At 31.4% G+C, this 26,855-nt stretch carries 28 protein-coding genes and 3 pseudogenes; 12 read left to right on the forward strand and 19 right to left on the reverse strand.

All coding sequences use genetic code 11. The annotated features are described in order from the left end of the window. Position 1 precedes the first annotated feature (1 nt). Entirely contained in the window at positions 2-271 is a 270-nt protein-coding gene (rpsN, locus tag KA900_RS02660; protein ID WP_096809942.1) for a 30S ribosomal protein S14, read from the reverse strand. 230 nt (positions 272-501) lie between these two features. Here rpsN and rpmG point away from each other — a divergent pair, with 230 nt between their 5' ends. Continuing rightward, on the forward strand, positions 502-651 hold the full coding sequence (rpmG, locus tag KA900_RS02665) for a 50S ribosomal protein L33 (RefSeq protein WP_017724369.1): 150 nt from the start codon (positions 502-504) through the stop codon (positions 649-651). 508 nt (positions 652-1,159) lie between these two features. Then, positions 1,160-1,408 carry a hypothetical protein gene (locus KA900_RS02670; RefSeq protein WP_096809944.1) on the forward strand — a complete coding sequence of 83 codons (249 nt, stop codon included), beginning with the start codon at positions 1,160-1,162 and terminating at the stop codon, positions 1,406-1,408. Between the two features lie 345 nt (positions 1,409-1,753). Here KA900_RS02670 and KA900_RS02675 read toward each other — a convergent pair whose 3' ends face one another. Beyond that, complete coding sequence (locus tag KA900_RS02675; RefSeq protein WP_096809946.1) at positions 1,754-3,241, reverse strand: catalase; 1,488 nt, start codon at positions 3,239-3,241, stop codon at positions 1,754-1,756. A 223-nt stretch (positions 3,242-3,464) separates the two neighbouring features. Here KA900_RS02675 and KA900_RS02680 point away from each other — a divergent pair, with 223 nt between their 5' ends. Together KA900_RS02680 and KA900_RS02685 are read left to right on the forward strand one after the other, a co-directional pair. After that, positions 3,465-4,910, forward strand: a complete 1,446-nt coding sequence (locus KA900_RS02680) for an amino acid permease (RefSeq protein ID WP_096809948.1) — start codon at positions 3,465-3,467, stop codon at positions 4,908-4,910. Between the two features lie 230 nt (positions 4,911-5,140). Further along, a complete protein-coding gene (locus tag KA900_RS02685; protein ID WP_096809949.1) occupies positions 5,141-5,455 on the forward strand; it encodes a hypothetical protein in 315 nt (104 codons plus the stop codon). 218 nt (positions 5,456-5,673) lie between these two features. Here KA900_RS02685 and KA900_RS02690 read toward each other — a convergent pair whose 3' ends face one another. Beyond that, positions 5,674-6,075 (reverse strand): Lrp/AsnC family transcriptional regulator, encoded by a 402-nt coding sequence (locus tag KA900_RS02690; protein ID WP_210139284.1) that lies wholly within the window; start codon positions 6,073-6,075, stop codon positions 5,674-5,676. Positions 6,076-6,192: 117 nt separating this feature from the next. On the opposite strand from KA900_RS02690, the gene KA900_RS02695 reads away from it, so the two are divergent. The 3 genes from KA900_RS02695 to KA900_RS02705 are packed head-to-tail and all read left to right on the forward strand — an operon-like array spanning position 6,193 to position 8,102. Further along, the gene (locus KA900_RS02695) at positions 6,193-6,954 is read left to right on the forward strand and encodes an MBL fold metallo-hydrolase (RefSeq protein ID WP_119488113.1); all 762 of its coding nucleotides are present in this window, start codon (positions 6,193-6,195) and stop codon (positions 6,952-6,954) included. A gap of 12 nt (positions 6,955-6,966) precedes the next feature. Continuing rightward, a complete protein-coding gene (locus KA900_RS02700) occupies positions 6,967-7,194 on the forward strand; it encodes a hypothetical protein (protein WP_210139285.1) in 228 nt (75 codons plus the stop codon). A 5-nt stretch (positions 7,195-7,199) separates the two neighbouring features. Further along, a complete protein-coding gene (locus KA900_RS02705) occupies positions 7,200-8,102 on the forward strand; it encodes an MFS transporter (protein WP_245339147.1) in 903 nt (300 codons plus the stop codon). 273 nt (positions 8,103-8,375) lie between these two features. Here the strand turns inward: KA900_RS02705 and KA900_RS02710 are convergent, their stop codons facing one another. From KA900_RS02710 to KA900_RS02720, 3 genes and pseudogenes are all read right to left on the reverse strand, one after another. Beyond that, entirely contained in the window at positions 8,376-8,993 is a 618-nt protein-coding gene (locus KA900_RS02710) for an FMN-binding negative transcriptional regulator (protein WP_107644381.1), read from the reverse strand. Positions 8,994-9,008: 15 nt separating this feature from the next. Next, a pseudogene (locus KA900_RS02715) lies at positions 9,009-9,514 on the reverse strand (GNAT family N-acetyltransferase). A gap of 17 nt (positions 9,515-9,531) precedes the next feature. Then, positions 9,532-9,984 carry a MarR family winged helix-turn-helix transcriptional regulator gene (locus KA900_RS02720; protein WP_103372570.1) on the reverse strand — a complete coding sequence of 151 codons (453 nt, stop codon included), beginning with the start codon at positions 9,982-9,984 and terminating at the stop codon, positions 9,532-9,534. Between the two features lie 197 nt (positions 9,985-10,181). On the opposite strand from KA900_RS02720, the pseudogene KA900_RS02725 reads away from it, so the two are divergent. Next, positions 10,182-10,819 (forward strand): annotated as a pseudogene (locus KA900_RS02725) (HD domain-containing protein). Positions 10,820-11,332: 513 nt separating this feature from the next. On the opposite strand, the pseudogene tnpA reads toward KA900_RS02725, so the two are convergent. The 5 genes and pseudogenes from tnpA to KA900_RS02750 form a co-directional block, all read right to left on the reverse strand. Beyond that, positions 11,333-11,797, reverse strand: a pseudogene (tnpA, locus tag KA900_RS02730) (IS200/IS605 family transposase). Between the two features lie 244 nt (positions 11,798-12,041). Then, a complete protein-coding gene (locus KA900_RS02735; protein ID WP_210139287.1) occupies positions 12,042-12,845 on the reverse strand; it encodes a Cof-type HAD-IIB family hydrolase in 804 nt (267 codons plus the stop codon). Between the two features lie 45 nt (positions 12,846-12,890). After that, positions 12,891-13,811 carry a homoserine kinase gene (gene thrB, locus KA900_RS02740; protein WP_096809964.1) on the reverse strand — a complete coding sequence of 307 codons (921 nt, stop codon included), beginning with the start codon at positions 13,809-13,811 and terminating at the stop codon, positions 12,891-12,893. A 1-nt stretch (position 13,812) separates the two neighbouring features. Continuing rightward, positions 13,813-14,874: a threonine synthase gene (gene thrC / locus KA900_RS02745; RefSeq protein ID WP_210139288.1), complete on the reverse strand. Its 1,062-nt coding sequence runs from the start codon at positions 14,872-14,874 to the stop codon at positions 13,813-13,815. A gap of 5 nt (positions 14,875-14,879) precedes the next feature. Further along, on the reverse strand, positions 14,880-16,163 hold the full coding sequence (locus KA900_RS02750) for a homoserine dehydrogenase (protein ID WP_108909348.1): 1,284 nt from the start codon (positions 16,161-16,163) through the stop codon (positions 14,880-14,882). A 192-nt stretch (positions 16,164-16,355) separates the two neighbouring features. Between KA900_RS02750 and KA900_RS02755 the strand changes: the two genes are divergently transcribed. Next, the gene (locus KA900_RS02755) at positions 16,356-17,723 is read left to right on the forward strand and encodes an aspartate kinase (protein ID WP_115342190.1); all 1,368 of its coding nucleotides are present in this window, start codon (positions 16,356-16,358) and stop codon (positions 17,721-17,723) included. Between the two features lie 93 nt (positions 17,724-17,816). Here the strand turns inward: KA900_RS02755 and KA900_RS02760 are convergent, their stop codons facing one another. Together KA900_RS02760 and KA900_RS02765 are read right to left on the reverse strand one after the other, a co-directional pair. Then, a complete protein-coding gene (locus tag KA900_RS02760) occupies positions 17,817-18,410 on the reverse strand; it encodes a hypothetical protein (protein WP_096809971.1) in 594 nt (197 codons plus the stop codon). A 111-nt stretch (positions 18,411-18,521) separates the two neighbouring features. Further along, positions 18,522-18,968 carry a sugar phosphate isomerase family gene (locus KA900_RS02765; protein WP_229719048.1) on the reverse strand — a complete coding sequence of 149 codons (447 nt, stop codon included), beginning with the start codon at positions 18,966-18,968 and terminating at the stop codon, positions 18,522-18,524. A gap of 285 nt (positions 18,969-19,253) precedes the next feature. On the opposite strand from KA900_RS02765, the gene KA900_RS02770 reads away from it, so the two are divergent. Beyond that, positions 19,254-20,117 (forward strand): NERD domain-containing protein, encoded by an 864-nt coding sequence (locus tag KA900_RS02770; RefSeq protein ID WP_096809973.1) that lies wholly within the window; start codon positions 19,254-19,256, stop codon positions 20,115-20,117. A gap of 107 nt (positions 20,118-20,224) precedes the next feature. On the opposite strand, the gene nucI is transcribed toward KA900_RS02770, so the two are convergent. Further along, entirely contained in the window at positions 20,225-20,755 is a 531-nt protein-coding gene (nucI, locus tag KA900_RS02775) for a thermonuclease NucI (protein WP_096809975.1), read from the reverse strand. A 210-nt stretch (positions 20,756-20,965) separates the two neighbouring features. On the opposite strand from nucI, the gene KA900_RS02780 reads away from it, so the two are divergent. Both KA900_RS02780 and isaB read left to right on the forward strand, forming a co-directional pair. Beyond that, positions 20,966-21,157 carry a hypothetical protein gene (locus tag KA900_RS02780; RefSeq protein WP_096809976.1) on the forward strand — a complete coding sequence of 64 codons (192 nt, stop codon included), beginning with the start codon at positions 20,966-20,968 and terminating at the stop codon, positions 21,155-21,157. A gap of 285 nt (positions 21,158-21,442) precedes the next feature. Further along, positions 21,443-21,952, forward strand: a complete 510-nt coding sequence (gene isaB, locus KA900_RS02785; RefSeq protein ID WP_096809978.1) for an immunodominant staphylococcal antigen IsaB family protein — start codon at positions 21,443-21,445, stop codon at positions 21,950-21,952. Between the two features lie 761 nt (positions 21,953-22,713). Here the strand turns inward: isaB and KA900_RS02790 are convergent. From KA900_RS02790 to glnA, 5 genes are all read right to left on the reverse strand, one after another. After that, on the reverse strand, positions 22,714-22,986 hold the full coding sequence (locus KA900_RS02790; RefSeq protein WP_096809979.1) for a hypothetical protein: 273 nt from the start codon (positions 22,984-22,986) through the stop codon (positions 22,714-22,716). A gap of 441 nt (positions 22,987-23,427) precedes the next feature. After that, a complete protein-coding gene (locus KA900_RS02795) occupies positions 23,428-23,841 on the reverse strand; it encodes an SRPBCC family protein (protein WP_207572640.1) in 414 nt (137 codons plus the stop codon). Positions 23,842-24,096: 255 nt separating this feature from the next. Further along, complete coding sequence (locus KA900_RS02800; RefSeq protein ID WP_232164794.1) at positions 24,097-24,648, reverse strand: GNAT family N-acetyltransferase; 552 nt, start codon at positions 24,646-24,648, stop codon at positions 24,097-24,099. A 239-nt stretch (positions 24,649-24,887) separates the two neighbouring features. Next, the gene (locus KA900_RS02805) at positions 24,888-25,085 is read right to left on the reverse strand and encodes a hypothetical protein (RefSeq protein ID WP_096809983.1); all 198 of its coding nucleotides are present in this window, start codon (positions 25,083-25,085) and stop codon (positions 24,888-24,890) included. A 420-nt stretch (positions 25,086-25,505) separates the two neighbouring features. Further along, complete coding sequence (gene glnA, locus KA900_RS02810) at positions 25,506-26,846, reverse strand: type I glutamate--ammonia ligase (protein WP_096809985.1); 1,341 nt, start codon at positions 26,844-26,846, stop codon at positions 25,506-25,508. Positions 26,847-26,855: the final 9 nt, after the last annotated feature.

The raw sequence follows: 26,855 nt of genomic DNA on the forward strand, positions 1-26,855 counted from the left end.
TTTACCAACTTGATTTTTTAACACCAGGAATTTGGCCTTTATGTGCATAATCTCTAAATGCAATTCGTGACATTTCAAACTTTCTTAATACACCTCTTGGACGCCCACTCACCTTACATCTGCGTGTTAGTCTTGTAGGTGAAGCATCTCTAGGCAATTTTCTTAATGCTTCGTAATCGCCTTTTGCTTTTAACTCTTTTCTTAATTCATAATATTGAGCAACTAAGCGTTCTCTTTTTTCTTCTTTAGCAATTTTTGATTTTTTTGCCATATCTTTCTCTCCTTTAAATAGTAATCGTTACGTTTTAAATATTAACATATGCTTTTCATAAATCAAACTAAAACGATTTGGTCATTGAAAATTATTTTTTAAAAGGGGTATAATAGTTAGGTATATTAGGATATCTTCAAGTTAAGTAAAGCATTTTTCATTGAATATATTGATTAATTATGGTATCATTTTAAAACGTAATGATTCCTGTTAAGAAAGAGGTGTTAATTTTGCGCGTAAATATTACATTAGCTTGTACAGAATGTGGCGATCGTAACTACATCAGTACTAAAAACAAGCGTAACAATCCAGAACGTATTGAACTTAAAAAATTCTGCCCACGATTAAATAAATACACTTTACATCGTGAAACTAAATAATTCTGTGCTTTCATTATCTTTTTAATACGACACTTAAAAAGAAGAGCTAATCCGTAATGGGTTAGCTCTTTTTTTTATTTAAAATCTTACAGTTTTGGTCGTGCATGCTTGCCTGAGGTATGAGGTATGGTTCAAGCCTATAGTCTCTCACTCATATACTTCCCTGGCGTCAACACGTTACAAAATCGTTATAAAATATGGAATTTAGTACAAAAAGGCTTTTTCGTATAATTTAATAAACACCGCTAAACTAAATTAACATGACAACTTATATATATAAATTATGATAAGGGGCAACTTACACTACCGATGGGCAGTTTTAATTTCTATTAATGATACACCGCGCTATGTAACTGGGTTGAAACAATACATTAAATCACACAACAAAGCGTTAATTAACAATAATATACTTAAATATCACTATTAAATGCATTTAAGGTCTTCTAATAAATCATAACTACCCTTATAATGAAATAAGTATATAAAATATATTGGAGGGAATTTTTATATGGAAAATCGTCACATTACGGATGAACAAAAAAAACACATTATTGATTCAATAACTGAAAAAACAAAAGATAAAAGTGTGTGTAACTGCGAGCGTCCTGATATTGAAATTTTAGATGGTCATTATTTCCTACCATTGTTAACTGCTTCCTTAGGTAATGATCCAACGCCGTTAATAACATTATTATGTAACAATTGTGGAAAAATGCATTTCTATTCGCAAAATTTCTTAGGTATAAAGACAAGATAATTCAAATTAAAATAAATGACTTACACGCTTAAATCTAATGTGCCCTGTTCAGCATTACATTTAAGCAGTTACGATTAATTAAATGATGTTTACAGTTAAAGACAAACCAAATGACTTATGACATTTGGTTTGTCTTTTTATATTTATTAACCTATCTAATAACGTAAATTAAACATGCCCTTAGATAAACATATGCATTGAATATCCCAAAAATTCAAACATAAAATGCACCTTCCATTTTGAAATGAAGGTGCATCTTTATTTTAAATAGGCATGTTTTGTTTATATCTTAAACGCGCGCTTTAAAACTTTTATTGTAAATTGTTAATCATAAGCGTGCAATGATTAATCTGCAATTTCTAAATCTACATCATTTATGTCGATACCTAATGCTTTCGCCACACCTTTACCATATTCACTATCCGCTTTATAACAATGGCGAATATGACGATGTTGAACTTCTAATGTAGTACCTTGCATTTCATTAGCTGTATTTTCAAAAATTCGCGCTTGCTGTTCTTTAGATTGTATTCTGAACAAACGTCCTGGCTGTTCGAAGTAATTATCGTCATCTTCTCTGAAGTCATATTCATATGCTTCACCTTCAATTTTTAGTCCAGGTTTTTTAAATTCAGGTTGATCTTCGAATGAACCATCACTGTTTGGATAATAATGTGTGCCGCCGCCTTGATTATTATCTATAATTCTCATTTGACCGTCACGGCTAAATGGACAAATATTTTCAATGCCAACACCCTTAGGTTGGTTAACTGGTATTTGCCAATGATTGACGCCTAATCTGTAGCGTTGTGCATCGCCATATGAGAATAATCTACCTTGTAACATTCTGTCTGGAGAGAAATCAATCCCAGGTACAATATTAGTTGGGGCGAAAGCAGCCTGCTCAACATCTTGGAAATAGTTGTCTGGGTTGCGATTTAATTCAAATTCTCCAACTTCTATTAAAGGATAGTCTCCTTTATACCAAACTTTTGTTAAATCAAATGGATTATCTTTATGGTTGCGCGCTTGTTCTTCTGTCATGACTTGAATATACATTTTCCATTTTGGATAATCTTTGTTTTCAATTGCTTCGAATAAATCACGTTGTGATGATTCTCTGTCTTCCCCAACAATTTTTGCCGCTTCGTCAGGTTGTAAGTTTTCAATACCTTGTTGCGTTCTATGATGGAATTTCACCCAAACACGTTCACCTTTATCATTGTACATAGAATAAGTATGAGATCCAAAACCATGCATATTTCTAAAACCTTTAGGTATACCACGGTCTGACATTAAAATTGTTACTTGATGTAATGCTTCAGGTAAAGAAGTCCAGAAATCCCAATTGTTTTGTGCACTTCTCATATTTGTTCTTGGGTCACGTTTAACAGCGTGGTTTAAACTAGCAAATAGTTTCGGGTCTCTAAAGAAGAATACTGGTGTATTATTTCCTACTAAATCCCAATTACCTTCATCTGTATAGAACTTCAACGCGAACCCACGAATATCTCGTTCTGCATCAGCTGCGCCTCTTTCACCTGCTACAGTTGAAAAACGCGCAAACATTTCAGTTTGTTTGCCTACTTCAGAGAAAATGCTAGCTGAAGTATATTGTGTAATATCGTTTGTAACCGTAAAAGTACCAAAAGCACCTGACCCTTTTGCATGCATACGTCTTTCCGGTATAACTTCTCTATCAAAATGAGCCATTTGCTCTAAAAAGTACCAATCTTGCATTAATAATGGTCCTCTAGGGCCGGCTGTCATACTATTTTCTCTATCTGAGACTGGTGCGCCAAAGAGGCTCGTTAATTTTTTCCTGTTACTCATCAAAATTCCCCCGCCTTTACTAATCAATAATAATTATTACCTAGTACTTATTTTAATCTATAATTTTTCTAAAAGCAACTAACAATATACATATAAATACTAATTTTCAAAATATTTGAAAATTTATAGCAAGACAGTCATAAAAAGCATTGCTTGTACAGCTCAAAAGCATTAGAATGGATAATATATATTTAAAATTTAATAGAACATAGGAGACTGTATTATGGCACAAAACAATATGAACCGTGGTCTTAATTCTCGGCACATTTCGATGATTGCAATTGGTGGTGCAATTGGTACAGGCCTATTTGTTGCTACTGGTAGCGTGATTTCGCAAGCAGGACCTGGTGGCGCAATACTTGCCTATTTAATCATTGGTGTGATGTTATATTTCTTAATGGCTTCGATTGGTGAACTAGCTACATTTTATCCTGTTTCAGGTTCTTTCAGTTCCTATTCAACACGTTTTGTAGATAGCTCCCTCGGTTTCACTATGGGGTGGCTATATTGGGCAATTTGGCTGTTAGTTACAAGTGTCGATGTTATTATTTCTTCTAGTGTAATTTATTATTGGGATTTCTTCCAATTTTTTAGTCCTGTCACTTGGAGCATCATCTTCCTTGTCATTCTTTTCTTACTTAATATATTCTCAGTAAAGGCCTTTGGTGAAACAGAGTTTTGGTTATCACTCATTAAAGTTGCAACCATTATTATTTTCATCGTTATTGGCGTATTAACAATTATAGGCATTTTAGGCGGTCAGACATATGGCTTGAGTAATTATGTAACAGGAGAAGCACCTTTTGTTGGTGGCATCTCTGGTTTCTTAGGGGTTTTACTTGTAGCTGGATTCTCAGTTGGAGGCACAGAAGTCGTTGCTGTAACAGCTGGCGAATCTTCAAACCCAAGTCAGTCTATGCCCAAAGCAATTAGACAAGTCTTTTGGAGAATTTTATTATTCTATGTTTTATCAATTGCGGTCATTTCAGCGATAATTCCTTATACTGATCCATTATTATTGAATGAAAGTGAATCTGTATCACAAAGCCCATTTACAATAGTGTTTGATCGTGTAGGTATCGCATTTGCAGCATCAGTAATTAACGCAGTAATTTTAACTTCATTATTATCTGCTGCAAACTCTGGAATTTATACAACAAGTAGAATGTTATTCTCAATGGCAGAAGATAAACAAGCACCTAAATTTTTAAGTAAACTTAATAAGACTACAAAATTACCTATAGTATCAATATTTGTGACGTTTATCATTGTCTTGTTTGTAATTATCTTAGCTCAATTTAAATCAGACATTGTATTTTCATTGCTAAATATCATTGGGTCTTTAGTCATTGTTGTTTGGGCATCTAGTATAATAGCCCAAATCAGACTGCGTTCTGCAATTAAAAAACAAAATAAAAATCCTGATGATGTATTACCTTATAAGGCACCGTTCTATCCTTTCGGACCAATTATAGTAATCATTGCTTTGTTATTCCTATTTGTAGGAAATTCACTTGGTGCAATTTTGGCTGGTGATATCGGCGCGTTAATCCGAAACTTATTACCAATGGTTATATTAGCTTTAATTTACTTTATCCATAAGTACATTAGAAAAACTAAAATTGTTAAACTCGAAGAAATTGATTTAAAAAACCACGATTATAATTAGATACTTAACCACTAATACAAGTATCATACTATTCACCCCAAAAGTTAGACTAGAAATCTAATTTTTGGGGTGAATTTTTTGCTAATAACATAGTAATTGTATTCCCTACTTTTATATAAATTAACCTTGGTTACAAAAGAAATTGCTTTTTCAGAAGTTGGTGTTATTTTCAGTATATAGAAAGTATAGTATAATAAGATTAATAATTTAATTACTTAGAGGTGGAAATTATGATTGGACAAACAAATCTATTTGACGATATTTTAGAAACTGATGAGCGTTTTGTTATTGTTGTACAATCACTTGAAGAAAGACATGACCAACTAATCAAAAGAACATTACGAGAATACCCAAGTTTAGACCGCTCACAAATGGAAAGTCTTTTTAGCCATCTTAAAGAATTGTTTTCAGAAGAAGCATTTGAGGATAACCAATCTGCATTCTCGATTACGGTTTACACTAATTTAGACTACGCTGCAGACAATGTTTATGCACACGTAAAAAGACATCGCGGCAAAAATGAATGGACCCATACCGCTAAATAGTCAAATCATCGTATGTATGACATCAAAATATGCAAAAACACAAAAACGAGGTAACGGAATCACATTTTCCATGTAGATTTCGCTACCTCGTTTTTTATTACTAGCAAAGAAATGAATATAAATACTACCAAATTAATGATGTTTATTGCAATATAAGTCAATATTAAATGGCAATCATGCCACTTTTAGTTCCCCGTTTAATTAATGAGATTGGCCTTTTATATTGCCATTAAAACATTATAGTTTGCGTGCTTATTTAATCGCGCAAGAAATGCATTTAAATAATCATTATTTGGGAAACGGCACTCTAAAAGATAACATGGGTCGCCTATTACTTTATAGTTATTCATAACAAAAATGCTCTCTTCCTGAATAAAATCAAGATATGAATTATGAGAAATTTTATGAGTATAAATATTAATAAATACATGGAATTTACAGTCTAATGCTTCTTGGTTTAAAGCAATCGTGTATCCAGTAATAACGTTGTCATCCTCTAATTTTTTCACTCTATTTGTTGCTGCTTGACCAGTTAGATTTACTTTTGCTCCTAAATGCTTCATTGAAATTTTACTGTTATTTTTTAATTCGCTAATTATTTTTTTGTCTAATTCGTCCATTTTTATCACTCACTTTCAATTTTCAAGTATTTAGTTAAAAACTCTTTGAAATTTATATTTAAACACATAGACCATCCAATTAAGATAAATATATACAAAAATTTGGAGGAATTATTTATGAACATAACACATATAAGAAATGCTACAAGCATCATTGAGTATGCAGATAAAAAGTTTTTAGTTGACCCGATGTTAGGCGAAAAAGGGTCTTTTGCAAGTTTTCCTGATGCTCCTGGAGAAGAGTTAGAGAATCCACTTGTCGACTTACCTCTCTCTCTAGAAGACATCATTAAAGATATTGACGCGATTATTTTAACACATTTGCATATTGATCATTTTGACGAAAAAGCTCAAAAATATTTACCAAAAGATATCAAGGTGTTCGTTCAAGATGAAAATGATGCAGAAGAAATTAAAAGTGTTGGGTTTAAAGATATAGAAATATTAAATGAATATACAACATTTGATGGTATTAAACTAATAAAAACACCTGGTGAACACGGAAGAGGGGAAATCTTAGAAACAATCGGTTCTGTTTGTGGGGTTATTTTTGATCACCCTAATGAACAAAAACTATATATTGCAGGAGATACCGTATGGTATAGCAAAATAAAAAATATAATAAACCAATACAAACCAGAAGTAATTATTGTTAATGGTGGTGACAATCAAACGTATGAAAGTAGCTCATTAATTATGAATGAATTTGATATATATCAAGTAGCGAAAGAAGCACCTAATTCAAAAATCATTGTAGTGCATATGGAAGCAGTAACTCATTGGAATTTGTCTAGAAACAGATTAAAACAATTTTTACACGAAAAAGAACTAGAAAACCAAGTATTAATCCCTGACGATGGAGACAGCTATCATATGTAGGAAGGACCAGTTATGAACAACAAAATATGGTCAAAAGATTTTGTGGTATATTCTATCATAAACTTTTTATTGATACTCGTGTACTTTTTATTAAACTCTACTATCACTAATTACGCACAAACTGAATATAATTCGTCTATTATAATGATGGGCTTTATAGCAAGTGTCTTCATAGTAGGGGCGTTAATTGGTAGAGTGCTCACTGGATTTATGAAAATAACAAAAAAATATTCATTTTAAATATGATGATTTATTTCGTATCAATTATTTTATATTTTGTGAACTTAGACGAATATTTTTTAGTGTCTGTTCGATTATTACATGGGCTTTCTACGGGAATCACTACAACGATAGTAGGTACTATTGTTGCCTTAGTAATTCCTCAATCACGTAAAGGCGAAGGGATTAGCTATTTTGCGTTAAGTACTGCACTAGCTACAGGATTCGGTCCATTTATTGGAATATCTTTAACACAAGATTCCAATTTCATGAATATTTTTTATATTAGTTTAATCTTTGCGATATTAGGTTTGTTTATGTCATTTTTAATCAAAGTGCCTTATAACGAAAATAAAAAAGAAATATCCATAAAAAACTTAATGAATAAATCAACAATACCAATTGGATTTATTATATTTTTGAGCGCATTTTCCTTTTCAGGTATAGTATCGTACATTAATTTGTACGCAATCCAAATTGATTTAGTAAAAGCAGCAAGTTTCTTTTTCATAATATATACAGCTTCAGTATTAGCGTCTAGACCTTTCACAGGAAAAATTGCTGATATTTATGGAGCAAATAAAATTATGTACCCCGCCCTTATATTCTTTTTTGTTGGTTTATTTTTACTAAGTATCAGTAGTGACGACTGGATGATGCTATTGTCAGGACTATTTATTGGACTTGGTTTTGGTAACATTTCATCAATCACTCAAACAATTGCTGTTAGTGAAGCTAAACCAGAGAATGTAGGACTAGCTACTTCAACATTTATGATTTTTATGGACTTAGGAAATGGATTAGGACCTTATATATTAGGATTTGGAATTCCCATTTTGGGTTATGCGGGAATGTATAAAATCCTTGCGGTTATTATTCTATTAACATTTATTTTATATTACTTTTTACATGCCAAAAAACTAAAATAACTATATAGATATTTTACGTTAAAAATGGACTAGTGCATTGATGTAAATGACATTACCAATCAAACTGAATAATATAGTAGAAAAACAACATACGCTTAATAATGTATGTTGTTTTTCATTTATTAGGTAAAACCTTCCTTATATATTAAGTAAAATGACATATACTATAGTTAGTAAATAGTTATTACGGTCACTTATTGGTTAAATTGTAGTATTTTCAAATTAATAAAAACTATATTCTTTTACCATCAAGTTATATAGCTGTTTTTTTCTTTAATCATTTCGAATGACTCTTTTCATTTCTTCTGCTAATTTTTTATCTGACAATTCGTTAGAGTTACTCAACTCATTAATAATATTATTTTTTTCACTCTCACTACGTTTTTGGCTTAGCTTGTAGGCAGCTAAAATTTTAGTTGCTTTAATTTTAAAACCTACAATACCTTTAATCTGTTTTTTCGTTTTATCTGACATGTTATCCCACGTAGCACCATTTTCACGATATTTTTCATATTTATCCAATAATTGTTCTAGATCTGCTTCTAATTCATCTTCATTTAAAGTCTTACCCTTTCCATAGATATGAACACTTTGATAATTCCAAGTCGGAACATCTTCTTGATGATACCATGTTGACGATATGTAACTATGTGCTCCTTGAAATATCACTAATATGTTATCGTTGTCGTCTATAGTTCCCCATTGCTGGTTCCCTCTTGCAAAATGACCAGAAATATATAAATCATTGTCCTTCTCTGTAATCATAACAGGAATATGTGTAGCTATGGGACATCCATTATCAGTCGATACTATAACGGCAAAATTATTTTTCTCAATAAAGCTTTTAATCTCCTGATAATCATTAATTTGATAATAATTTGGTATGTACATAGATTATCTCCCCTTTTATAATTCTTTTAACATAATGAAATCAATTTGTTTCTCATCTCCCATAAAAAATACATGTTCATCAATTTTATAGAAACCTAATTTTTTATAAAATTGAATCGCATTTTCATTTTTTCCCAAACCCCTAACCATATATTCTCACACTCTAAATCTTTCGCTAGTTTTATTGCTTGTTTATATAATTCCTTCCCTAATCCATGTTTTTGAAATTCCCTCAATATATAAATTCGTTCAATTTCTATATTGTTACCTTCAATTTCTTCAGTTTGTGCATTACTTAGATTTAGCTTCAAATAACCGGCTAATTCATTTTCAAAATAAATGAAATAAAAATATGAATTGGGATTTTTTAACTCTTCAGTCATTCTTTCCGAAGTAAAAGCTGTTTTTAAGTATTCTTCAATATTTTCTTTTTTGTTTTGAGACCTAAAGGTTTCGCCAAAAGTTTTTTTCCCAATTTGTTTCAATGCTTCTGTATCACTCTCGTTACATGTTCTAATCATCACTACCCTCCTATTTTCTAATAGTTTCTTTTATTGCCTTTTTTAACATAAAGCCAATCCTCTGATATATTATTTTTAACTTTGTCTAGCAATTTTACTAAAGTTGTAATTTCTGTTTCTGTTAACCCTTCTAAAGCCACAGAATTAGAATGCTCATTCTCTCTAATTATAAAAGAATAAAGTTCTTCTCCTTTTTCAGTAGCATATAATAATTTGTTTTTTTTATTTTCTTTTTGACTTTTTTTCGTGATTAGTCCATTATTTTCCATATTCTTAATAGCTCTAGAGGCTGTTGCTCTATCAATTTTTAACATTTCTACTAATTGTTCTTGAATAATACCTGGGTTCTCATAAATTCTAACTAAATAAACAAATTGTCCTTTTGATAAATTGATGTCTTTAAACTCAATATTACTTATTGAATCCAAAGCTCTTGCAATAATTCCTATATCTCTTAATATATCTTTCATTAATATCCCTTTCTTTTTATTGCAATTACAATAAAATTAACATAGTGATATTCTAACACAATTACACTTAAAAAAGATAGAAAAATGAAGAGAAATGAGAAAAAGTATCTATAACCATATTTCACTATATTATTTTAAAATGTGTTTAATTTAAATAAAGTAGGGAAGGCTATTAGAAAAGTAAAGGAGGAATTATTTTGCTTAAAAATATTAACGAAGTTAGAGTTCCAGATAGTAAAATAATAGAAGATGCTCAAAACATTGTTAGAGAATATGGTAATGAATTAATATGGAACCATTCTAATAGAGTTTATTTATTTGGAGAAGTTAAGGGAACACAAGATAATTTAACTTATGATAAAGAACTGTTATACATTACAGCATTGTTCCATGATTTAGGATTAACAGAAAAATATAGTAGCGATGATTTAAGGTTTGAAGTGGATGGGCTAACGCTGTTAGACAGTTTTTAACCACATATAACTATAAGAAGGGAGATTTACAATTAGCTTGGGATTCTATCGCTTTACATACAACTTTAGGTGTCGCAGAACATAAAGAGAATAATGTTGCATTACTATATCATGGTGTGGGAATGGATGTTATGGGAGACAATTGGAACCAATATTCTGATGAGATTAGAAAAGCAATCGTTAATAAATTTCCAAGAGGTAATTTTAAACATGATGTAATAGAATCTTTTTATAACGGGTTTAAACATAAACCAGAAACTACTTTTGGAAATATTAAATCAGATGTTATAAAATATTTTGAACCAGAATACCCACAAAATAATTTTTGTTCTTGTATTTTAAGATCTAAATGGGAGCGTTAAACTAATGAGAGCCCAAGAGATAAATATCTCTAATTAAAGAATAAACGCCAAATTCTATTGAAATAATATAGAAATGACGTTTCCTTTAACTTTATAAAGCTTTATGCCAAAAAACTAGACAGAATTTATAAATTTTAGCTACTCATAATAAATAGATGATATGAATATGGCCACTTAAATATTTGATAATATTTTTACGTTGTGGCAATTTATATATAGAAAAGAGACAACACACAAGTTTACTGCCCCAGTAATTCCGTTAAAAAAACGGTGACTTTAAAAATGATATTTTATTAAAATAACCATCTTCTCCTTGCCAAAGTTAGTGATGGTTATTTTTATGGTTGGCCTTACTAACTAATACTAAGCTAATAATTGCCATGACAAGCATTAGCATTTCATAATCAGTCAATACTACTCCTTTCTAGGAGTAACACCACATTTCATGTCGCCCCTTATATAAAGAGATCAGCCAAATGGACTACTTTCTCAGTAACCCTTTAAAAGGAGTGTTTATTTTTTCTTCCTAATTTCTTCGCCAGTGAAAGGATTTTTATATTCAACAAGTGTTAATTGCTCTGCAATGGCATTCTCTTGTAATTGATTACGAATATAATTTTTTGTTTCTTCCAACTGTATCCGTATAAAACCCTTTACACCCAATTTTTTATTACCCTATCTATATTTTAAATGAGCATATCTGTCAAAAATCATTAAACTATTCTTTCCTTTTAAATATCCTACAAATTTTGAAACACTTAATATTGGAGGAATAGTAACTAACATATGAATATGGTCTTTACATGCTTCAGCTTCAATAATTTCTACACCTTTTCTTTCACACAACTACCTCAATATTATTCCAATATCTTTCTTGATTTTCCCATAAATAATTGTCCTTATATATTTAGGTACGAAGACTATAGGGTACTTACAATCCCATTTTGTATGTGCTAACCTATTTGTGTCTGATGACATAAGTTGCATCTCCTCGTGGTGTTAATTTTGGTTGGCTGCCTAAATATTATTTTAACGTGAAGAGATGCAATTTTTAATACAATGGTATAACCATACCGAACCCACACGCATAGCTTATGGTTTTATACAAATAAGCCCCAAAAAGATTTCTAACTAATGAAATCTTTTTGGGGCAAAATTTTGGGATTTGCATCTTATTCCTTCACATATCAAACTTTGGCTATCTTGCTATGCTTCATTTATTTTAATTTAATAATTTTTTTAAACTGTAAGGAATACCGTTATAGTCATTTGTTAAAGTCACTTCATCAGCAACAGCTTTCACGTCATCATTAGCGTTCCCCATAGCGATTGCTTTACCAACAACTTTTAACATTGATATATCATTTGAACTATCACCAAAGCCAATAACTTGAGATAAATTCAAACCTAATTTATTACTAAGATCAGTTATTGCATTACCTTTAGAAACGCCTTGTGCCATAAATTCTAAGAAATAGGGTTTACTTGTTGTGACATCAATCGTTTCGTTAAAATGACCAGCTAAATCATTTCTAATACTCGTAATTTTAGGAATATAATCAATACCCATAACTTTAGGTACATCCTCTTGAATATATGATTTTAAATCATATACTGCTTTCATTGGTAAACCTGTCAGCTCTGATTCAATATTCATATATTCATGTTCACCTTCATATACGATATAGCCATCTTGGTAAGTCAACACGAATAATTGGTTATCTCTACAGAAATCTACAATTTCATCAAAGTCTGATTTTGATACTGTACGACTAACTTCAACTGTTTCATTTGCTACGTTTACTGTCTTACCGCCATTATAACTTATAACATAACTGTTAAATTGATCTAGTTTTAATCGTTTTGCAGTTGGTAACATACCTTCAGTTGGTCTGCCTGATGCTAGCACAACTGTATAACCTTGATGTTGTATATCAATTAAATAATTGGCCGTATCAGTACTCACTTCATTGTCTGAAGTCATTAATGTATCATCCATATCCATAACTATTAACTTATATCCCATCTTCCTAATCTCCTTTCAACGTCTACTCAACTATAATACAACAAATTAATGACGTTGGTACAATACTTCAGATTCTACACCCGTCACATTAATAGTAACAAGTTCTGAACGACAATGGATAAATTCACGTTTAAGTTCTCTTACTAATTCTCCGCTTCGTTCAGGCGCTATCATTGTTAAAACAGTTGGTCCTGCGCCACTGATAACAGTAGCATATGAATGATACCGTTTCGCAATCCGTTTAATTGTTTGAAATTCAGGAATTAAATGTTGACGATAAGGTTCATGAAAACCATCTTGTTCCATCATTTTACCTGCTAATTCATAGTTATGTTGAATCAATGCACTAATCATGGTATTACTAATTGCACTATTTCTAACGGCATCCTTATGCGAAAAAGTCTCTGGCAATGCATTTCTCGAAAGTGTAGTACTTAATTCATTAGATGGTATTGTGATAATCATGTCTGCTCTAGGTGGATCAATATACGATACGTCCGTCACTTTCGTTTGTGGATCATAATACCCTAATACGAGCCCCCCATAAATCGTCGGCGCCACATTGTCAGGATGTCCTTCAAACTCGGTAGCTAACTGCAATAATTCATATTTAGAAAGCTCTATATCTCCAAAGTAATTTGCTATGTAAAGTGCACCAACCAATGCAGAAGCAGACGAGCCTAGTCCTCTTGCTAATGGGATTTCACTCCTCATTTCTATATCTAAGGGAGGTAAAGTAACTTCATATCTATTAGCAACTTGCTGTGCAATTTGGTAAATATAGTGTGTTTCATCAATTGGTAAACCTTCAACATTGGGCCCAATATGTTTAAATGACCACCTATCACTATTATTGATTTGTACATTTAGATATAAAAATTTATTTAATGCCATACCTATAGAATCAAAACCGACACCTAAATTTGCAGTAGATGCCGGGATTTTTAAACTTAAGCTTTCACACATGCTATAGTGCTCCTTTAATATATTCTAGAATGCTTTCTCTATCATTTGGTAAAGGTTTAATTGGATCGTCCAATAATGAAATAGCTGTATCTGGATCTTTTAATCCATTACCTGTAAGCACTGATACGACACGTTTACCTTTAGGTAATTTACCTGCACGATGTAGCTTAATTAAACCTGCAATTGAAGCATTACTAGCAGGTTCACTGAACACGCCTTCTTTTCTAGCCATTAATTGATACGCTTCTAAAATTTCTTCGTCTGTGACACTATCTATTAAGCCTTCAGATTTTTCCAACGCACTCGTTGCTTTATCCCAACTTGCTGGGTTACCAATTCTAATTGCAGTAGCAACTGTATCTGGCTCTTTCACTACTTTATTTTGTACAATAGGCGATGCGCCTTCAGCTTGAAAACCATATAAATTAGGTAATTGTGTGCCATGTGCATCATGATACTCTTTAAAGCCTTTCCAATAGGCAGAAATGTTACCCGCATTGCCAACTGGGATGGATAAAATATCAGGTGCTTGACCATCTAATTGTTGGATTACTTCAAATGCACTTGTTTTTTGTCCTTCAATACGGTATGGATTAACAGAATTAACGAGTGCAATCTCACCATTTTTTGCAACTTCTTGTACAATTTCGAGTGCTTCATCAAAATTCCCTTCTATAGAAACAATTTCAGCACCGTACATCACTGCTTGAGACAATTTACCTAAAGCAATTTTGCCTTCTGGAATGACTACGATTGCTTTCAAACCTGCTCTTGCAGCATATGCAGCTGCGGAAGCAGAAGTGTTACCAGTAGAAGCACAAATAACAATTTTTTTGCCTTCCTCTTTCGCTTTGGCCATAGCCATAACCATACCTCTATCTTTAAAGGATCCTGTTGGATTAGCTCCTTCGTATTTCACATGTAATTCAATACCCAGCATTTCTGACATATTTTTACAATAAATTAAAGGGGTTTGGCCTTCATTCAAGCTCACTTTAGGGGTATCAGATGTAACTGGTAAATACGCTTTAAATTCTTCTACAAGTCCTTGCCAATTTTTCATAAATTTTAAACTCCTTCAACTGGGTAGATTTTCTGAACAACATAACCTGATTCTTTAATAGCAGATACTGGTGACTCATCAACACCAATAACAACTATACCGGCAGTACGAGCATCACGTTCAGCCACAGTTAATGATTTGTGTACAGGTAATTCTCCTTTTAATAATGTTTCTACTTGATTTATATCTTCACCATCTGTTTGTACTACAACATAATAACTTTCTTTACCTTTAATTGTAATAGTCTCTTCTTCATCGTTCATCATTTCTTTTGTCTTTTCTGTTTTTAATTCAAAATGAGGTGGCAACGTATGCAAGTTAGTATCAAAATTAAACGTGACATTTAATAAATCACTTACTACCGCACTACCAGTAGCTAAACTACCTGCGCCTTTACCATAGAACATCGTTTCCCCGACTGCATCGCCAATCACATAAATCGCATTGAACTCATCTTCAACTGCTGCAAGCTGATGGTCCTTATTGATGAACGTTGGCGCCACGGATGCGTTTACTTGAGCATTTTCATACGTCCCTTTACCTATTAATTTGATTTTATAGCCAAGTTGGTCTGCAACTTTAATATCTGACAATGTCACGTCACTAATACCATGTCTATCTACCTCATCTAAATTAATTACTTGATTGAATGATAGATATGAAGTGATGACAACTTTTCTAGCTGCGTCAATACCTTCAACATCATCAGTCGGATCTGCTTCAGCAAATCCTAAGCGTTGTGCCTCTGCTAAAGCATCTTCGAATGACGTTTCTTCGTGTGTCATCTTACTTAATATAAAGTTAGATGTTCCATTTAAAATACCCATAAACTTACTAATATTATTGGCATTTAAGCCATTGTTTATAGCATTTACAATTGGAATGCCGCCCGCAACGCTTGCTTCATATTTTAAGGCAACGTCGTTTTCTTGCGCTAAACTCTCTAATTCATTTAAATTTACAGCTAATAAATCTTTGTTAGCTGTAATAACATGTTTCTTTTGGCTTAACGCACGTTTCAACCATTCTACTGTGGGTTCAACTCCCCCAAGTACTTCGACAACAATATCAATTGAAGTGTCATTTAATATGTCATCAATATTTTCAGTTAAATGATATTTCGAAACATTAATAGGTCTTTGTCTAGTCTTATCACGGACTAAAATATGTCTAATATTAATGTCCTTATTCATAGTGTCTTTAATTTGTTCTCTATTTTCTTCTATTATTTTTACTACACCAGAACCTACAGTTCCTAAACCAAGTAGTGCTACGTTTAATTCTTTCATGTCTTCATTCCTCCGTTTGTTCTTCTAAAAAATACAATTGTACAGTTGAAAAATACTTGAATATGGTATAGTATAAATTCATTCATTCTTTTTGTAAAGCCTATGAATATTAAAAGCGTATATTTATATTATCACTCCTGTGATAAAAACTAAACTAAATTTTCTGATTTTTTAGAAAGGTTGTATGACATTATGAAAGTATCAAAATTTGGAGGAAGTTCTGTTTCCAATGCAGAACAAATTAAAAAAGTATTAGACATCGTTAATTCAGATGAAGCAAGAAAAATTGTAGTTGTATCAGCACCAGGAAAAAGGTATAAAGAGGATGTAAAAACAACCGATTTATTGATTCGTCTATATGAAAAAGTAATAGAACAATTGGATCACGTTTCTAAAAAAGAAGAAATCGTTCAACGCTACGCTGATATTATTGACGAACTTAATATGAACCATACTTTATTAAAAACAATAGACGAAACATTAGAAAACTATATCAGTACATTAAAAAACAAACCTTCAAGGTTATTAGACGCATTGCTTTCATGTGGGGAAAACTTTAATGCTCAACTGATTGCAGAATACAATAATAGTCAAGGCATACCAACACGTTATGTTTCTCCTGGAGAAGCTGGTATTACTGTTACGGATTTACCACAAAATGCTCAAATTTTAGACCAATCATATGAAACACTTTATAACCTAAGATCGTATAAAGAAAAATTAATCATCCCAGGGTTTTTCGGTATTTCAAGACAAAATTACGTAGTTACATTCCCACGCGGAGGTTCAGATATTACTGGGGCAATTGTAGCTAGAGGTGTCAGAGCAGATTTATATGAAAACTTCACTGATGTTTCTGGTATTTTTAAAGCTAACCCTTCTATTGTAAAAAATCCTGAAGTTATTAATGAAATTACTTATCGAGAAATGCGAGAATTATCCTATGCAGGATTCGGTGTGTTTCATGATGAAGCATTACAACCATTGCATAAAGATAGAATCCCAGTGGTAATTAAAAATACAAATAAACCGAACGATACTGGAACGTATATTAGACATGATAGAGAAATCGATTCAACGAGTGTCGTAAGTGGTATTAGTTGTGATAAAGATTTTACAGTGTTAAATATTAAAAAATATCTAATGAATAGACAAATTGGTTTCACACGTAAAATATTGGCAGTGTTAGAAGATTACGATATTTCATTTGACCATATGCCATCAGGTATTGATAACATCAGTATCATTATGCGTTCAAAAGAAATACAGAACAAAGAAGAAAAAGTACTTAATGATATACGTAAGCATTGTGATGTTGACGAATTAAGCATTGAACATGACTTAGCGGTATTAATGGTAGTTGGGGAAGGTATGCATAGAATTGTTGGCACAGCTAACACGATTACGCATGCACTTGCAGAAGCTAATATCAATCTAAAAATGATGAACCAAGGTGCGTCAGAAATTTCTATGATGTTTGGTATTGATGTAACTGATGCTGAAAGAGCAGTAAATGCGACTTATGAATATTGTTATACTAAAAAATGTTTAAACGTTTAAATAACAGCATATAAAAAATAAAAAGCAAAATCCTTCAAATCGCATAGTTTCATTTGAAAACTGATGAATACTATTGAATGATTTGAAGGATTTTTAAATGGCTCTGTTCTCAGAAATAAGTGCTTGGTTGATACGTTCGTCTCCAACCACTAAACGTAAAATAACAAATTGATAATAACTTAATGAATCTATGACATTTCTGTAATTAGGCAATTGATGATAATCAATCGGATCTAATAACTCGTACATTAAAACAATTTCTGGTTTAATGTAATCGACATCCCACTTAATAGAATGGAAATAAATATGTTTTTCAGGTAAACGAATGTTGTGGTTCCATCTAAACATCCATTCATCGTTTTCGACGTCATAAACAATAACTGTCATTACTAATTCATCATCTGCATATATATTAGCATGGGTCACATCTGAAAAATGAACGTTTGAAAAGTCAGGTGTCTCATTTTTACCGTCATGTAACTTTATTATATTATCTTTAGGTATGAACTTTAGAACTTCACCAAGAAATTTCCTTTCCACACTGATATCAACCTTATCGTTTAAGTTAAATTCATCATGAAGAAAAAGTTGTTTCGCAATTTCACCATTATATTTAAACAAATCAGGTACATTTTCAGTTAAATTATTTACAACGTCTTTAATTTTACTACTATTACTAACTGCCAAATCTGTACCTCCAATCAAAAGTAAGCGTTTCCATTAACAATTATTATAGTATTAGTAAGTTTATTTTTCAACGTAAAATATTTAAAATTGTGAAACCAAACACAAATTTATTTAAAATTTACCAATATAGCTATAGTCTTGTCTATCTTGTTGCTTTAAAGTATCTGGTCTATTAACAAGTAATAATTCTTGAGTACTATTAGATATCGCTAGTTGAATTTCAGCAATTTCTGGCAAAGTTTGATATAATGCATTATCTACCATATATGGGGCAGTAGCGAAATAATAACGAATATGATACTTCTCAAATGTTTGGTTAACATCAGGACCAGTAATAATATGTAAAGCGTTGTTTACTTTTCCGTTAGGCATAATAATATTAAAATTTGTATATTTTGCCACGTATTTTATAATATCTGTCGAAAAACTAATGATTGAAATTTTGGTATGCGCTTCATATAGTTCATCAATGATTTTATAAGATACTGGATGATTATCAAATGCAATCACTTCATTATTATTTATATTTTCGATAGTATAGTTAATATATTTTTTCATAGTAGTCAAATCTTTGTCCTCCAAATAGATTTTTCGAAAATAAATGTAGTACATAATATACGTATTACCTAAATAAGCGCTAGTTACTTCTTTATATTTGTGGCTTATTTCATTTTTTAAATGCACGCTACTTCACCTTGAATTATAGGCCATTACACCTTATAATTTAAGATTAAAACTGTATGCTTATCACCCACTATTAATTAGTTAATAGTATTTGTGCTAATAGAAATAAAAGAGTAAAATATACTTTGTTAAAAAATTATTAAGATTAGGATGATATCAATGTTTTTTCCGATTATTTTAGCAATTATTATTGTAATACTAATTTTAGTTATTATTATAGAACGAAGAGTGATGAATCATAAACTTGAAACTGAAACTTATGCTAAAGACCAATTAGTAAATAAAATAAGTCTCATCACTCGTGAAAACACGTACTTGAAAAACCAAATGCTTGAAAAAAATGCTAGTAATGACACGCATCATCATGGTTTAAGAAAAGCAAAACAGGAATTACAAGAGATATTATCACAATATCAAAAAGAAGGGGCCATTTCATTCTTTGATATTATTACCACTGGTAACTTAGCTGTTAAACATCCATTATTTGAATATGCTAGAGCATTTGATTATATTGTCATTACAGAAAAAGGTTTATTTAATATTAATGTGAAAAACTGGAAACAAAAGACATTTTACCATTTCACTGTAGATCCATCTACTGCGTTAGAAAATAATCAGGAAGATACTGTAAACCAAACTGTAGGCCGTTATATAGCTGATCAATTTCATAGTCAATTCCAATCAACGCGCCCTACAACGTACACATTTATTGAAAGAATCAGAAACAATTCTGTTACGTATGATTTTTATAATTACGACCCATATGAACAATCTTCAAAAAATACAAAAGCATTAGAAGATAGAATTGCAGAAAAATTAAATCATAGAATCCATAACATCGGTTTAGTTTACTTCACAGATGGAAGTGTAAATTTAATTGATGGCCCTACAGAAAGACAAGATTTTGTAGAAACAGTGTCTTCTAAATCCTCACTAAAAGAAGTCATTGGTGAAACTGTGACTCATGCACCTGAATCATTGTCTGAAGAACAATATAATGCATTACTTTCACATTTTCATTAATTAAATATTAATAAAACACTCTAAATTATTAATTGAAAAAGGCTAGTACTCAATTTTAAAAGTTGAGCCACTAGCCTTTTTTATATTTTAAAATAGTAAAAATTAAATTAACTCCAAATATTTTCTTTATTATTTTTTGCTTCTTGTTCCGCCTTTTCAAATAAGTCTCTATATTTGCCATTTGGAGCATAATATTTTTCTCTAGCCAATCCTTTTCTTACTAGTTCTTCGTTAAATAGTGTTTCTTTATCTAACCAAACGTAAGCAAGTGTTCGCCCATAATGGTCTTCTTTTTCTTTATCATATTCTAAATGTATATCTTTATCAGTTAAATGTGCTTTAGAGTAACCAGAAGCTGCCTCTCCATATGGCTGCACAGACGTGTTAGGTTTAACCGTTTCTGGCGTATCTATGCCTATTAACCTCACTCTCATTTGTTCGTTATCATTACTTCTTGCTACAAGCGTGTCACCATCTACCACACGCTCTACATGTACTGTTTCAGTTTGTTCTGGACCAGAAGCATCATTTGAATCATTGAATGAAAACGGGCCGGTGCCATTGATAAATTGAAATACGAGAACACCTAAAATAACGATACTCACAACTAATATAGTGATTTTCTTTGTCGATTTCATTGTTGCACCTACTCCTTAAGCATATTCCAAATTATCATATAGAATATAAAACTATACGTCAAGATAGCTATACAAAAACAAATGTATTATTTACGCAATAAATATTTACTACTTTATAATGTCTACATGATTGTTAAATAATATGATGGTAATTTATTTTATCTTATCTGTTTTCTCGTGCTATAATAAACAACGATAGGAGTGAAACACTTGAGCATATTTAAAGAAAACATGATTACAGTTATTGCAATTGTTATAGCAATCATCGTTGGATTGATATTACAATACCAATATCAATTTCCTCCCCTTGTGTCAGCCGCTGTAGCTATATTTCTAGGCATTTTCATTGGATTTATTGTCTTTGTCATTCAAGTTATTGTAACTAAAATTAAGAAAAAATAGTATTTCCTGCCGCACAATTGAGTCGGCAGTTTTTTTGGCATCTAGTTAACATAATATTATTATAGTTTTGTAAACATACTTTGTCTATGATTGTTTATTATACTTCAGCATTTTTTCTACTTCCAATTTTCCTTTCATTAAATAGCCTACTTTAATATAGTAGTATTTTAATTGCTTCCATTAAACTTTTATCAAAAAAGTAAATATACACATTACTTGTAATATTTTGTTATAGTGTAACTGAATCGTAATGTGATTCAAAATTTCTATTTGGAGTGATATAGTATGAATAAAATTTCAAAGATTTTTGTAGCAGGTACGGTTACGCTTGGAACTGCATTAGGTATAAATATTTCTAATGAAGAAGAATCACATAACGAAGCGCAAGCAATAACGACGCAACCTTGGTATACTTATAGTGGATATACTTCAGAGGGTGGTGATTTTGTATTAGATCAATCTTTTTTTAATGGGTTAAAAGCTGGAAATATGACATTTAATGAAATTAAAGTCAACAGCAAGTACCATTCTGGATCTAGCAGTAAGGTGATTTACGATCAAACTTTTCAGCAAACAAATGGTAAAACCGCAAATAGTGTAACATTTAGTATACAAAATAAATCAGTAAGTTTAAAAGATATACGTGTGCAGTATGGTGAAAATTATAAGTACCAACAGCCAATAAATGGAGATAAAGAAACTAGTAGTGACGGACTTTATGGATACCAAGTTGGCGACGGTAATATTGTTTTCCATGTCAGTGATGGTTATGTAACAAGTGCTGTGGTTTCTTAATAGTTCACTTTATAAATCAACGCTAATGACACTTCACAAACAAATATTTTACATTGTTACTCACTATATAATACAATTAACAAACATATCTGTACGCCACGCACCGCCCCTCGCTATCGTTAATTAGTGAGGGCTTTCATTTGTAGTTTAGCCGCCTATTTGCTCATCTCATCTTCAGGTTTGCAAAGGTAATATACATATGATGTGACAACCCAATTACGTGCTGCTGTGATCATGATATGAATTAGAATAACTGTCGCTTTTTAACCCTCTTTTTGATATACCAACTGATGTTTGCAGTGATCAAAAACGATTATGTTAATCCTTTAGAAACATGTCCGCTTCCGATAAATTTCAATATATTAAACAGAATTTAAAATCTTTAATTTTAATATAATTAAGTATGTCCTAACAGCTATTACACCATTCTCATCGTTAATTGAGCGTTTATAAAGTTATCGTAAAAAGGACAACATGCTACTGCATGTCGTCCTATATGAGTGCCGTCCAAAAGACGTTGCCTTTACATTAAATTTTGTATACCTATAGTATAATTGCTATCATTTTTTAAGCTTAAATTACTCAGCAACTGAATATGAGGGTTGTGCCTGGCATATGAACTGCAAGTGTAATCCCAATTAGAAAAAACTGTCTGATTTAAATTAAACTTTATATAGTATGACCATAGTTATTTGAAAAGTCATTTACAATACTACTTAATATGAATGTTTATTTATTACATTGACAACAACGTGACATAATTAATTTCTCACAATATCTTTACTCGTTTCAATAATAAATAAAACAAGTAAAGTCAGGCAAACAGAACCAACAAGCGTTGGGATAATAAAGAACATGTCTGTCGAGTTTGATATAGCCTCGCCTGTAGAATTTAACATGGTTACTCCAATGAATGCGCCAATTACTGCTGAAATCGTGCTAATAATAAGGTTAGTCATTTTATTATTAGTTAACCAAATTGAAAATGTCACCCCAACGATTACACCTATTACGATTGTAATAATAAAATCCATCAAATCCCTCCTATAGTATAGTGTTTCTATCTGCGTATACCATTTATTTAAACACACCAGAACATGGTACGATGCCTAACATTTATAAGAATACAACTTACATATTCTGCTTATAAATTCAATAACCTCAAAAAAGTATATTAAACACATAAAACTAAAATTTTGGTTTTAGAAAAAGTTTATTTTCTAAATTAAATAATAAGCAAACGCCCTACCTTCAGCCTACGTATTGCTCAAAAAAAGTTAAACCATACAGTGAACAGTAACCAAACGTACGCTTTTTACATTTTCATAAATTTAGCTCTACGCATCCAAAAGTAAAATAGATATATTAAAATCTTCAGTGATTGATTTAATGGATATTTCGTTATCTGCATGTAATTTTATTATTTTACGACGTTGGGGGTCCACCATTGCTTGAAACACATTATAGTTTTTATATTATTCATTAGCATTTAGATACTTAGGAAGGTTCATCTTCACTATTTCTTCCCAACCGTCATCCATAAATCCTTGTACAACAGAGTGTGGCTGGCCAAACTCTGTTTCTTTTTCTTCATCCCAACCAGAATGTATCAGTATAAATTCTGTTGTACTATCATCTATTTGTTTAAGTTGGAATGTTATGGTCCAATCTTTTCCCCAATCAAAACTTAAGCTATCTTTAGGGTTTAGTTCTGTTACTTTACATGGGGATGCCCCATATTCTCCAGCGTAAAGCGTAAATTCTTTGCCTAACTTAGCTTCAAAATCATTTGGCATCCACCAAGAAGTTATACCTTCTGATGTTCGAATGGCGTGCCAAACTTTATCTTTACTTGCTTTGAGCATAACTACTTTTTCTATTTGTGGCATTTTGTTACTATTGTTTATCTATGACACCTCCGTGTTTGATGTAACACCTTTTAGTGTTATATTCAGCATAGTTATTTTATTTAAATATATAATACTTCTTTCAAAAACCATACTATTTCCCTATTATTATTCTATTTATAAAAAATAATTTTAAAAAACTTATCTATTAAACTTATCAAAATTAAATATTGTATTTTTCTTTAGACAAAACTGTATTTGGTGAAAGTATATCTTTTTAAAACCTTCATTGATGGATTATAAAATAGTCCTATTTAATTTTTCTTCTAATAATGACCAAGCTTCATAAAAATGCTCATCTAAATGAATCGGTCTAAAACCAAAATCAAGATACATATTAATCGCTTGGTAACTAGTCGTTTGAGAAGTTAAATAAACTTGGTTATGATATTTAGCTATAAGTTTCATTGTGGCAGATAATAGTGGTTTAGATAAATGCTTGCCTTGGTATTCAGGTATGATTGCTACCCAGTGAATACGACCCATTGTATGGCGTTCATCTGTTAATCGTCCGTACCAAGCGGTTGCAGTGCCAATGACTTCTTCTTTAGCATTTTCTATAAATAAACATCGTTGTTCCATTTGGTCTAAGTAGGGACCAAATTCATCATTAAAATGGCATAACGCTTGGTTTATAGTATTAAATTCGTTAACGCTTGTTTCTACATTAGCCCATTTTAATTGTTCACCTTTTTGAAAATGGCGAATTTTATAATCATTGGGTAATCCGTAATCTGGTATATGATCTAATTGATCTCTTAGCATCTGTAATTTAAAATATTTCATCATTATCTAACTCCTTATAACTCCGATCAAATTAAAACTTGTGTTTTTAAAATCATTTAGCATTATGCTAAAAAATATAAATGTTGTACATAAAACAAGAGACTAAGATATAAATAACTTCTTAGTCTCAAATATAGCTATGGATTATGGTTGTTATAATAAGTCAACGCGTTAACACGCGCTTTATTCAATCCGAGTCGCTTTATAAACCGCAAACACAACAGTTTAAAAATGGTTTTTGATTAAATTTCTTTAATAAAAGTTAATATCGCATGAAATTCTTCTTCATCCGATGAAAATGTGCGCTCTTCGATTTCACGTATTGTACTATTCAATAATTTATATTCTGAAACTTCTTCATCTTTTAAATATGCGTTGATGCTACTTTCTAATTCTTTTAAAGAATGTGCTTTGATAGTGCTTAATTTTATTTCTTGCATTTAAATACATCCCCTTTTTGTAATTGTATATTTCTATTATTTAAAAAACACAAAATCTCATGATTAAAAAATAATTCCAAACATATATACATTATACACTTTATCAATGAATTTAATCTTATTTTTCAAAATTATATTACATATCACGCATGATTTAGAATCTAATAAATATGTTAAAAATACATATTTTTAACATGACACATAAATACAATCTAAACCACTTATACAAACAAAGGTAGGTGCAGAAAATTAGAAAAAATTATTCAAGACAAAGAAGTATTGTAAAATTTGCACATACAAATTGCCCCCAAATACTAATATTGATAAAAAAAGGCGCAAAAAAAGCAATCCGAATTTATTCGTATAGAAGAAGATTCGGATTGCTGATATTACTAGTGTTTTGCCCCTTTTGCTTAGCACCTAGTATTGTTTTAAATATTGTTCTCTTTCCCATTCAGAAACTTGGGTCCTGTAATAATCCCACTCAATTGATTTAGAATTGATAAATTGATTATAAATATGGTTACCTAAAGCTTCTTTAATAGAATCATTTTCTCTCATCGCTTTGATAGCTGTATATAAAGTTGAAGGTAAATCTTGAATACCCACTGCTTCACGTTCTTCACGATTCATTTCATAAATATTTTGATTTACGGGTTCAGGTACTTCTAATTTATTTTCAATACCATCTAAGCCTGCTTGCAAGATAGCTGCTAATGCTAAGTATGGATTAGCTGCAGGGTCAACAGAACGGACTTCCACACGTGTTGATAAACCACGTGAAGTTGGTACACGTATTAATGGAGAACGGTTTTTACCACTCCAAGCAATATAGCAAGGCGCTTCATAACCTGGAACTAAACGTTTATAAGAATTAACTAAAGGATTACATACACCTGTTAAACCGCGTGCATTTTTAAGAATTCCGGCAATAAAGTGGTAAGCATCTTTAGTCATTTGCATATCACCTTCAGGATCATAAAAGGCATTTTCTTTACCTTTAAATAGTGACATATTAAAGTGCATTCCGCTTCCATTTACACCGAATAACGGTTTTGGCATGAAAGTTGCATGTAGATTATGTTGACGTGCGATTGTTTTGACAACTAATTTGAACGTTTGAATGTTATCACATGCAGTGATTGCATCTGCGTATTTAAAATCAATTTCATGTTGACCTGGTGCCACTTCATGGTGACTTGCTTCAATATCGAAGCCCATATCTTCTAACTCTAAAACAATGTCACGACGACAGTTTTCACCTAAATCTGTAGGTGCAAGGTCGAAATAACCGCCATTATCATTTAATTCTAATGTTGGTTCACCTTTCTCATCTAATTTGAATAAGAAGAATTCTGGCTCAGGTCCTAAATTTAACTCGGAAAAACCTAAGTCTTGCATATTTTTTAATACACGTTTTAAGTTTGCGCGTGGGTCACCTTCAAATGGTGTACCGTCTGTTTTATATACATCACAGATTAGACGAGCCACTTTGCCTTGACCAGCTGTCCACGGGAAAATAACCCAAGTGTCTAAATCTGGATATAAATACATGTCTGATTCTTCAATACGCACAAAGCCTTCGATTGAAGATCCATCAAACATCATTTGATTATCTAAAACTTTTTCTAATTGGCTAACTGGCACTTCTACGTTTTTAATTACACCTAAAATGTCAGTAAATTGTAAACGTAAGTACCTGACATTTTCTTCCTTAGCGAACTTGTGAATGTCTTCCTTTGTAAATGAACGTTTTGCCATTATAATGTC

Source organism: Staphylococcus sp. GDY8P120P (genome assembly GCF_017892065.1).
Classification (GTDB): Bacteria; Bacillota; Bacilli; order Staphylococcales; family Staphylococcaceae; genus Staphylococcus; species Staphylococcus nepalensis.

Bases quoted from the DNA above. Each gene is read 5' to 3' on its own strand.
- isaB (WP_096809978.1), top strand. From the start codon at position 21,443: ATGAATAAAATTTCAAAGATTTTTGTAGCAGGTACGGTTACGCTTGGA.
- rpsN (WP_096809942.1), bottom strand. From the start codon at position 271: ATGGCAAAAAAATCAAAAATTGCTAAAGAAGAAAAAAGAGAACGCTTA.
- KA900_RS02700 (WP_210139285.1), top strand. From the start codon at position 6,967: ATGAACAACAAAATATGGTCAAAAGATTTTGTGGTATATTCTATCATA.
- KA900_RS02750 (WP_108909348.1), bottom strand. From the start codon at position 16,163: ATGAAAGAATTAAACGTAGCACTACTTGGTTTAGGAACTGTAGGTTCT.
- KA900_RS02755 (WP_115342190.1), top strand. From the start codon at position 16,356: ATGAAAGTATCAAAATTTGGAGGAAGTTCTGTTTCCAATGCAGAACAA.
- KA900_RS02705 (WP_245339147.1), top strand. From the start codon at position 7,200: ATGATTTATTTCGTATCAATTATTTTATATTTTGTGAACTTAGACGAA.
- thrC (WP_210139288.1), bottom strand. From the start codon at position 14,874: ATGAAAAATTGGCAAGGACTTGTAGAAGAATTTAAAGCGTATTTACCA.
- KA900_RS02735 (WP_210139287.1), bottom strand. From the start codon at position 12,845: ATGGGATATAAGTTAATAGTTATGGATATGGATGATACATTAATGACT.
- KA900_RS02685 (WP_096809949.1), top strand. From the start codon at position 5,141: ATGATTGGACAAACAAATCTATTTGACGATATTTTAGAAACTGATGAG.
- nucI (WP_096809975.1), bottom strand. From the start codon at position 20,755: ATGAAATCGACAAAGAAAATCACTATATTAGTTGTGAGTATCGTTATT.
- glnA (WP_096809985.1), bottom strand. From the start codon at position 26,846: ATGGCAAAACGTTCATTTACAAAGGAAGACATTCACAAGTTCGCTAAG.
- KA900_RS02805 (WP_096809983.1), bottom strand. From the start codon at position 25,085: ATGCAAGAAATAAAATTAAGCACTATCAAAGCACATTCTTTAAAAGAA.
- KA900_RS02680 (WP_096809948.1), top strand. From the start codon at position 3,465: ATGGCACAAAACAATATGAACCGTGGTCTTAATTCTCGGCACATTTCG.
- KA900_RS02790 (WP_096809979.1), bottom strand. From the start codon at position 22,986: ATGGATTTTATTATTACAATCGTAATAGGTGTAATCGTTGGGGTGACA.
- KA900_RS02765 (WP_229719048.1), bottom strand. From the start codon at position 18,968: ATGAAAAAATATATTAACTATACTATCGAAAATATAAATAATAATGAA.
- KA900_RS02675 (WP_096809946.1), bottom strand. From the start codon at position 3,241: ATGAGTAACAGGAAAAAATTAACGAGCCTCTTTGGCGCACCAGTCTCA.
- KA900_RS02695 (WP_119488113.1), top strand. From the start codon at position 6,193: ATGAACATAACACATATAAGAAATGCTACAAGCATCATTGAGTATGCA.
- KA900_RS02800 (WP_232164794.1), bottom strand. From the start codon at position 24,648: ATGATGAAATATTTTAAATTACAGATGCTAAGAGATCAATTAGATCAT.
- KA900_RS02710 (WP_107644381.1), bottom strand. From the start codon at position 8,993: ATGTACATACCAAATTATTATCAAATTAATGATTATCAGGAGATTAAA.
- KA900_RS02690 (WP_210139284.1), bottom strand. From the start codon at position 6,075: ATGGACGAATTAGACAAAAAAATAATTAGCGAATTAAAAAATAACAGT.
- KA900_RS02795 (WP_207572640.1), bottom strand. From the start codon at position 23,841: ATGCCACAAATAGAAAAAGTAGTTATGCTCAAAGCAAGTAAAGATAAA.
- thrB (WP_096809964.1), bottom strand. From the start codon at position 13,811: ATGTGTGAAAGCTTAAGTTTAAAAATCCCGGCATCTACTGCAAATTTA.
- KA900_RS02720 (WP_103372570.1), bottom strand. From the start codon at position 9,984: ATGAAAGATATATTAAGAGATATAGGAATTATTGCAAGAGCTTTGGAT.
- KA900_RS02770 (WP_096809973.1), top strand. From the start codon at position 19,254: ATGTTTTTTCCGATTATTTTAGCAATTATTATTGTAATACTAATTTTA.
- KA900_RS02670 (WP_096809944.1), top strand. From the start codon at position 1,160: ATGGAAAATCGTCACATTACGGATGAACAAAAAAAACACATTATTGAT.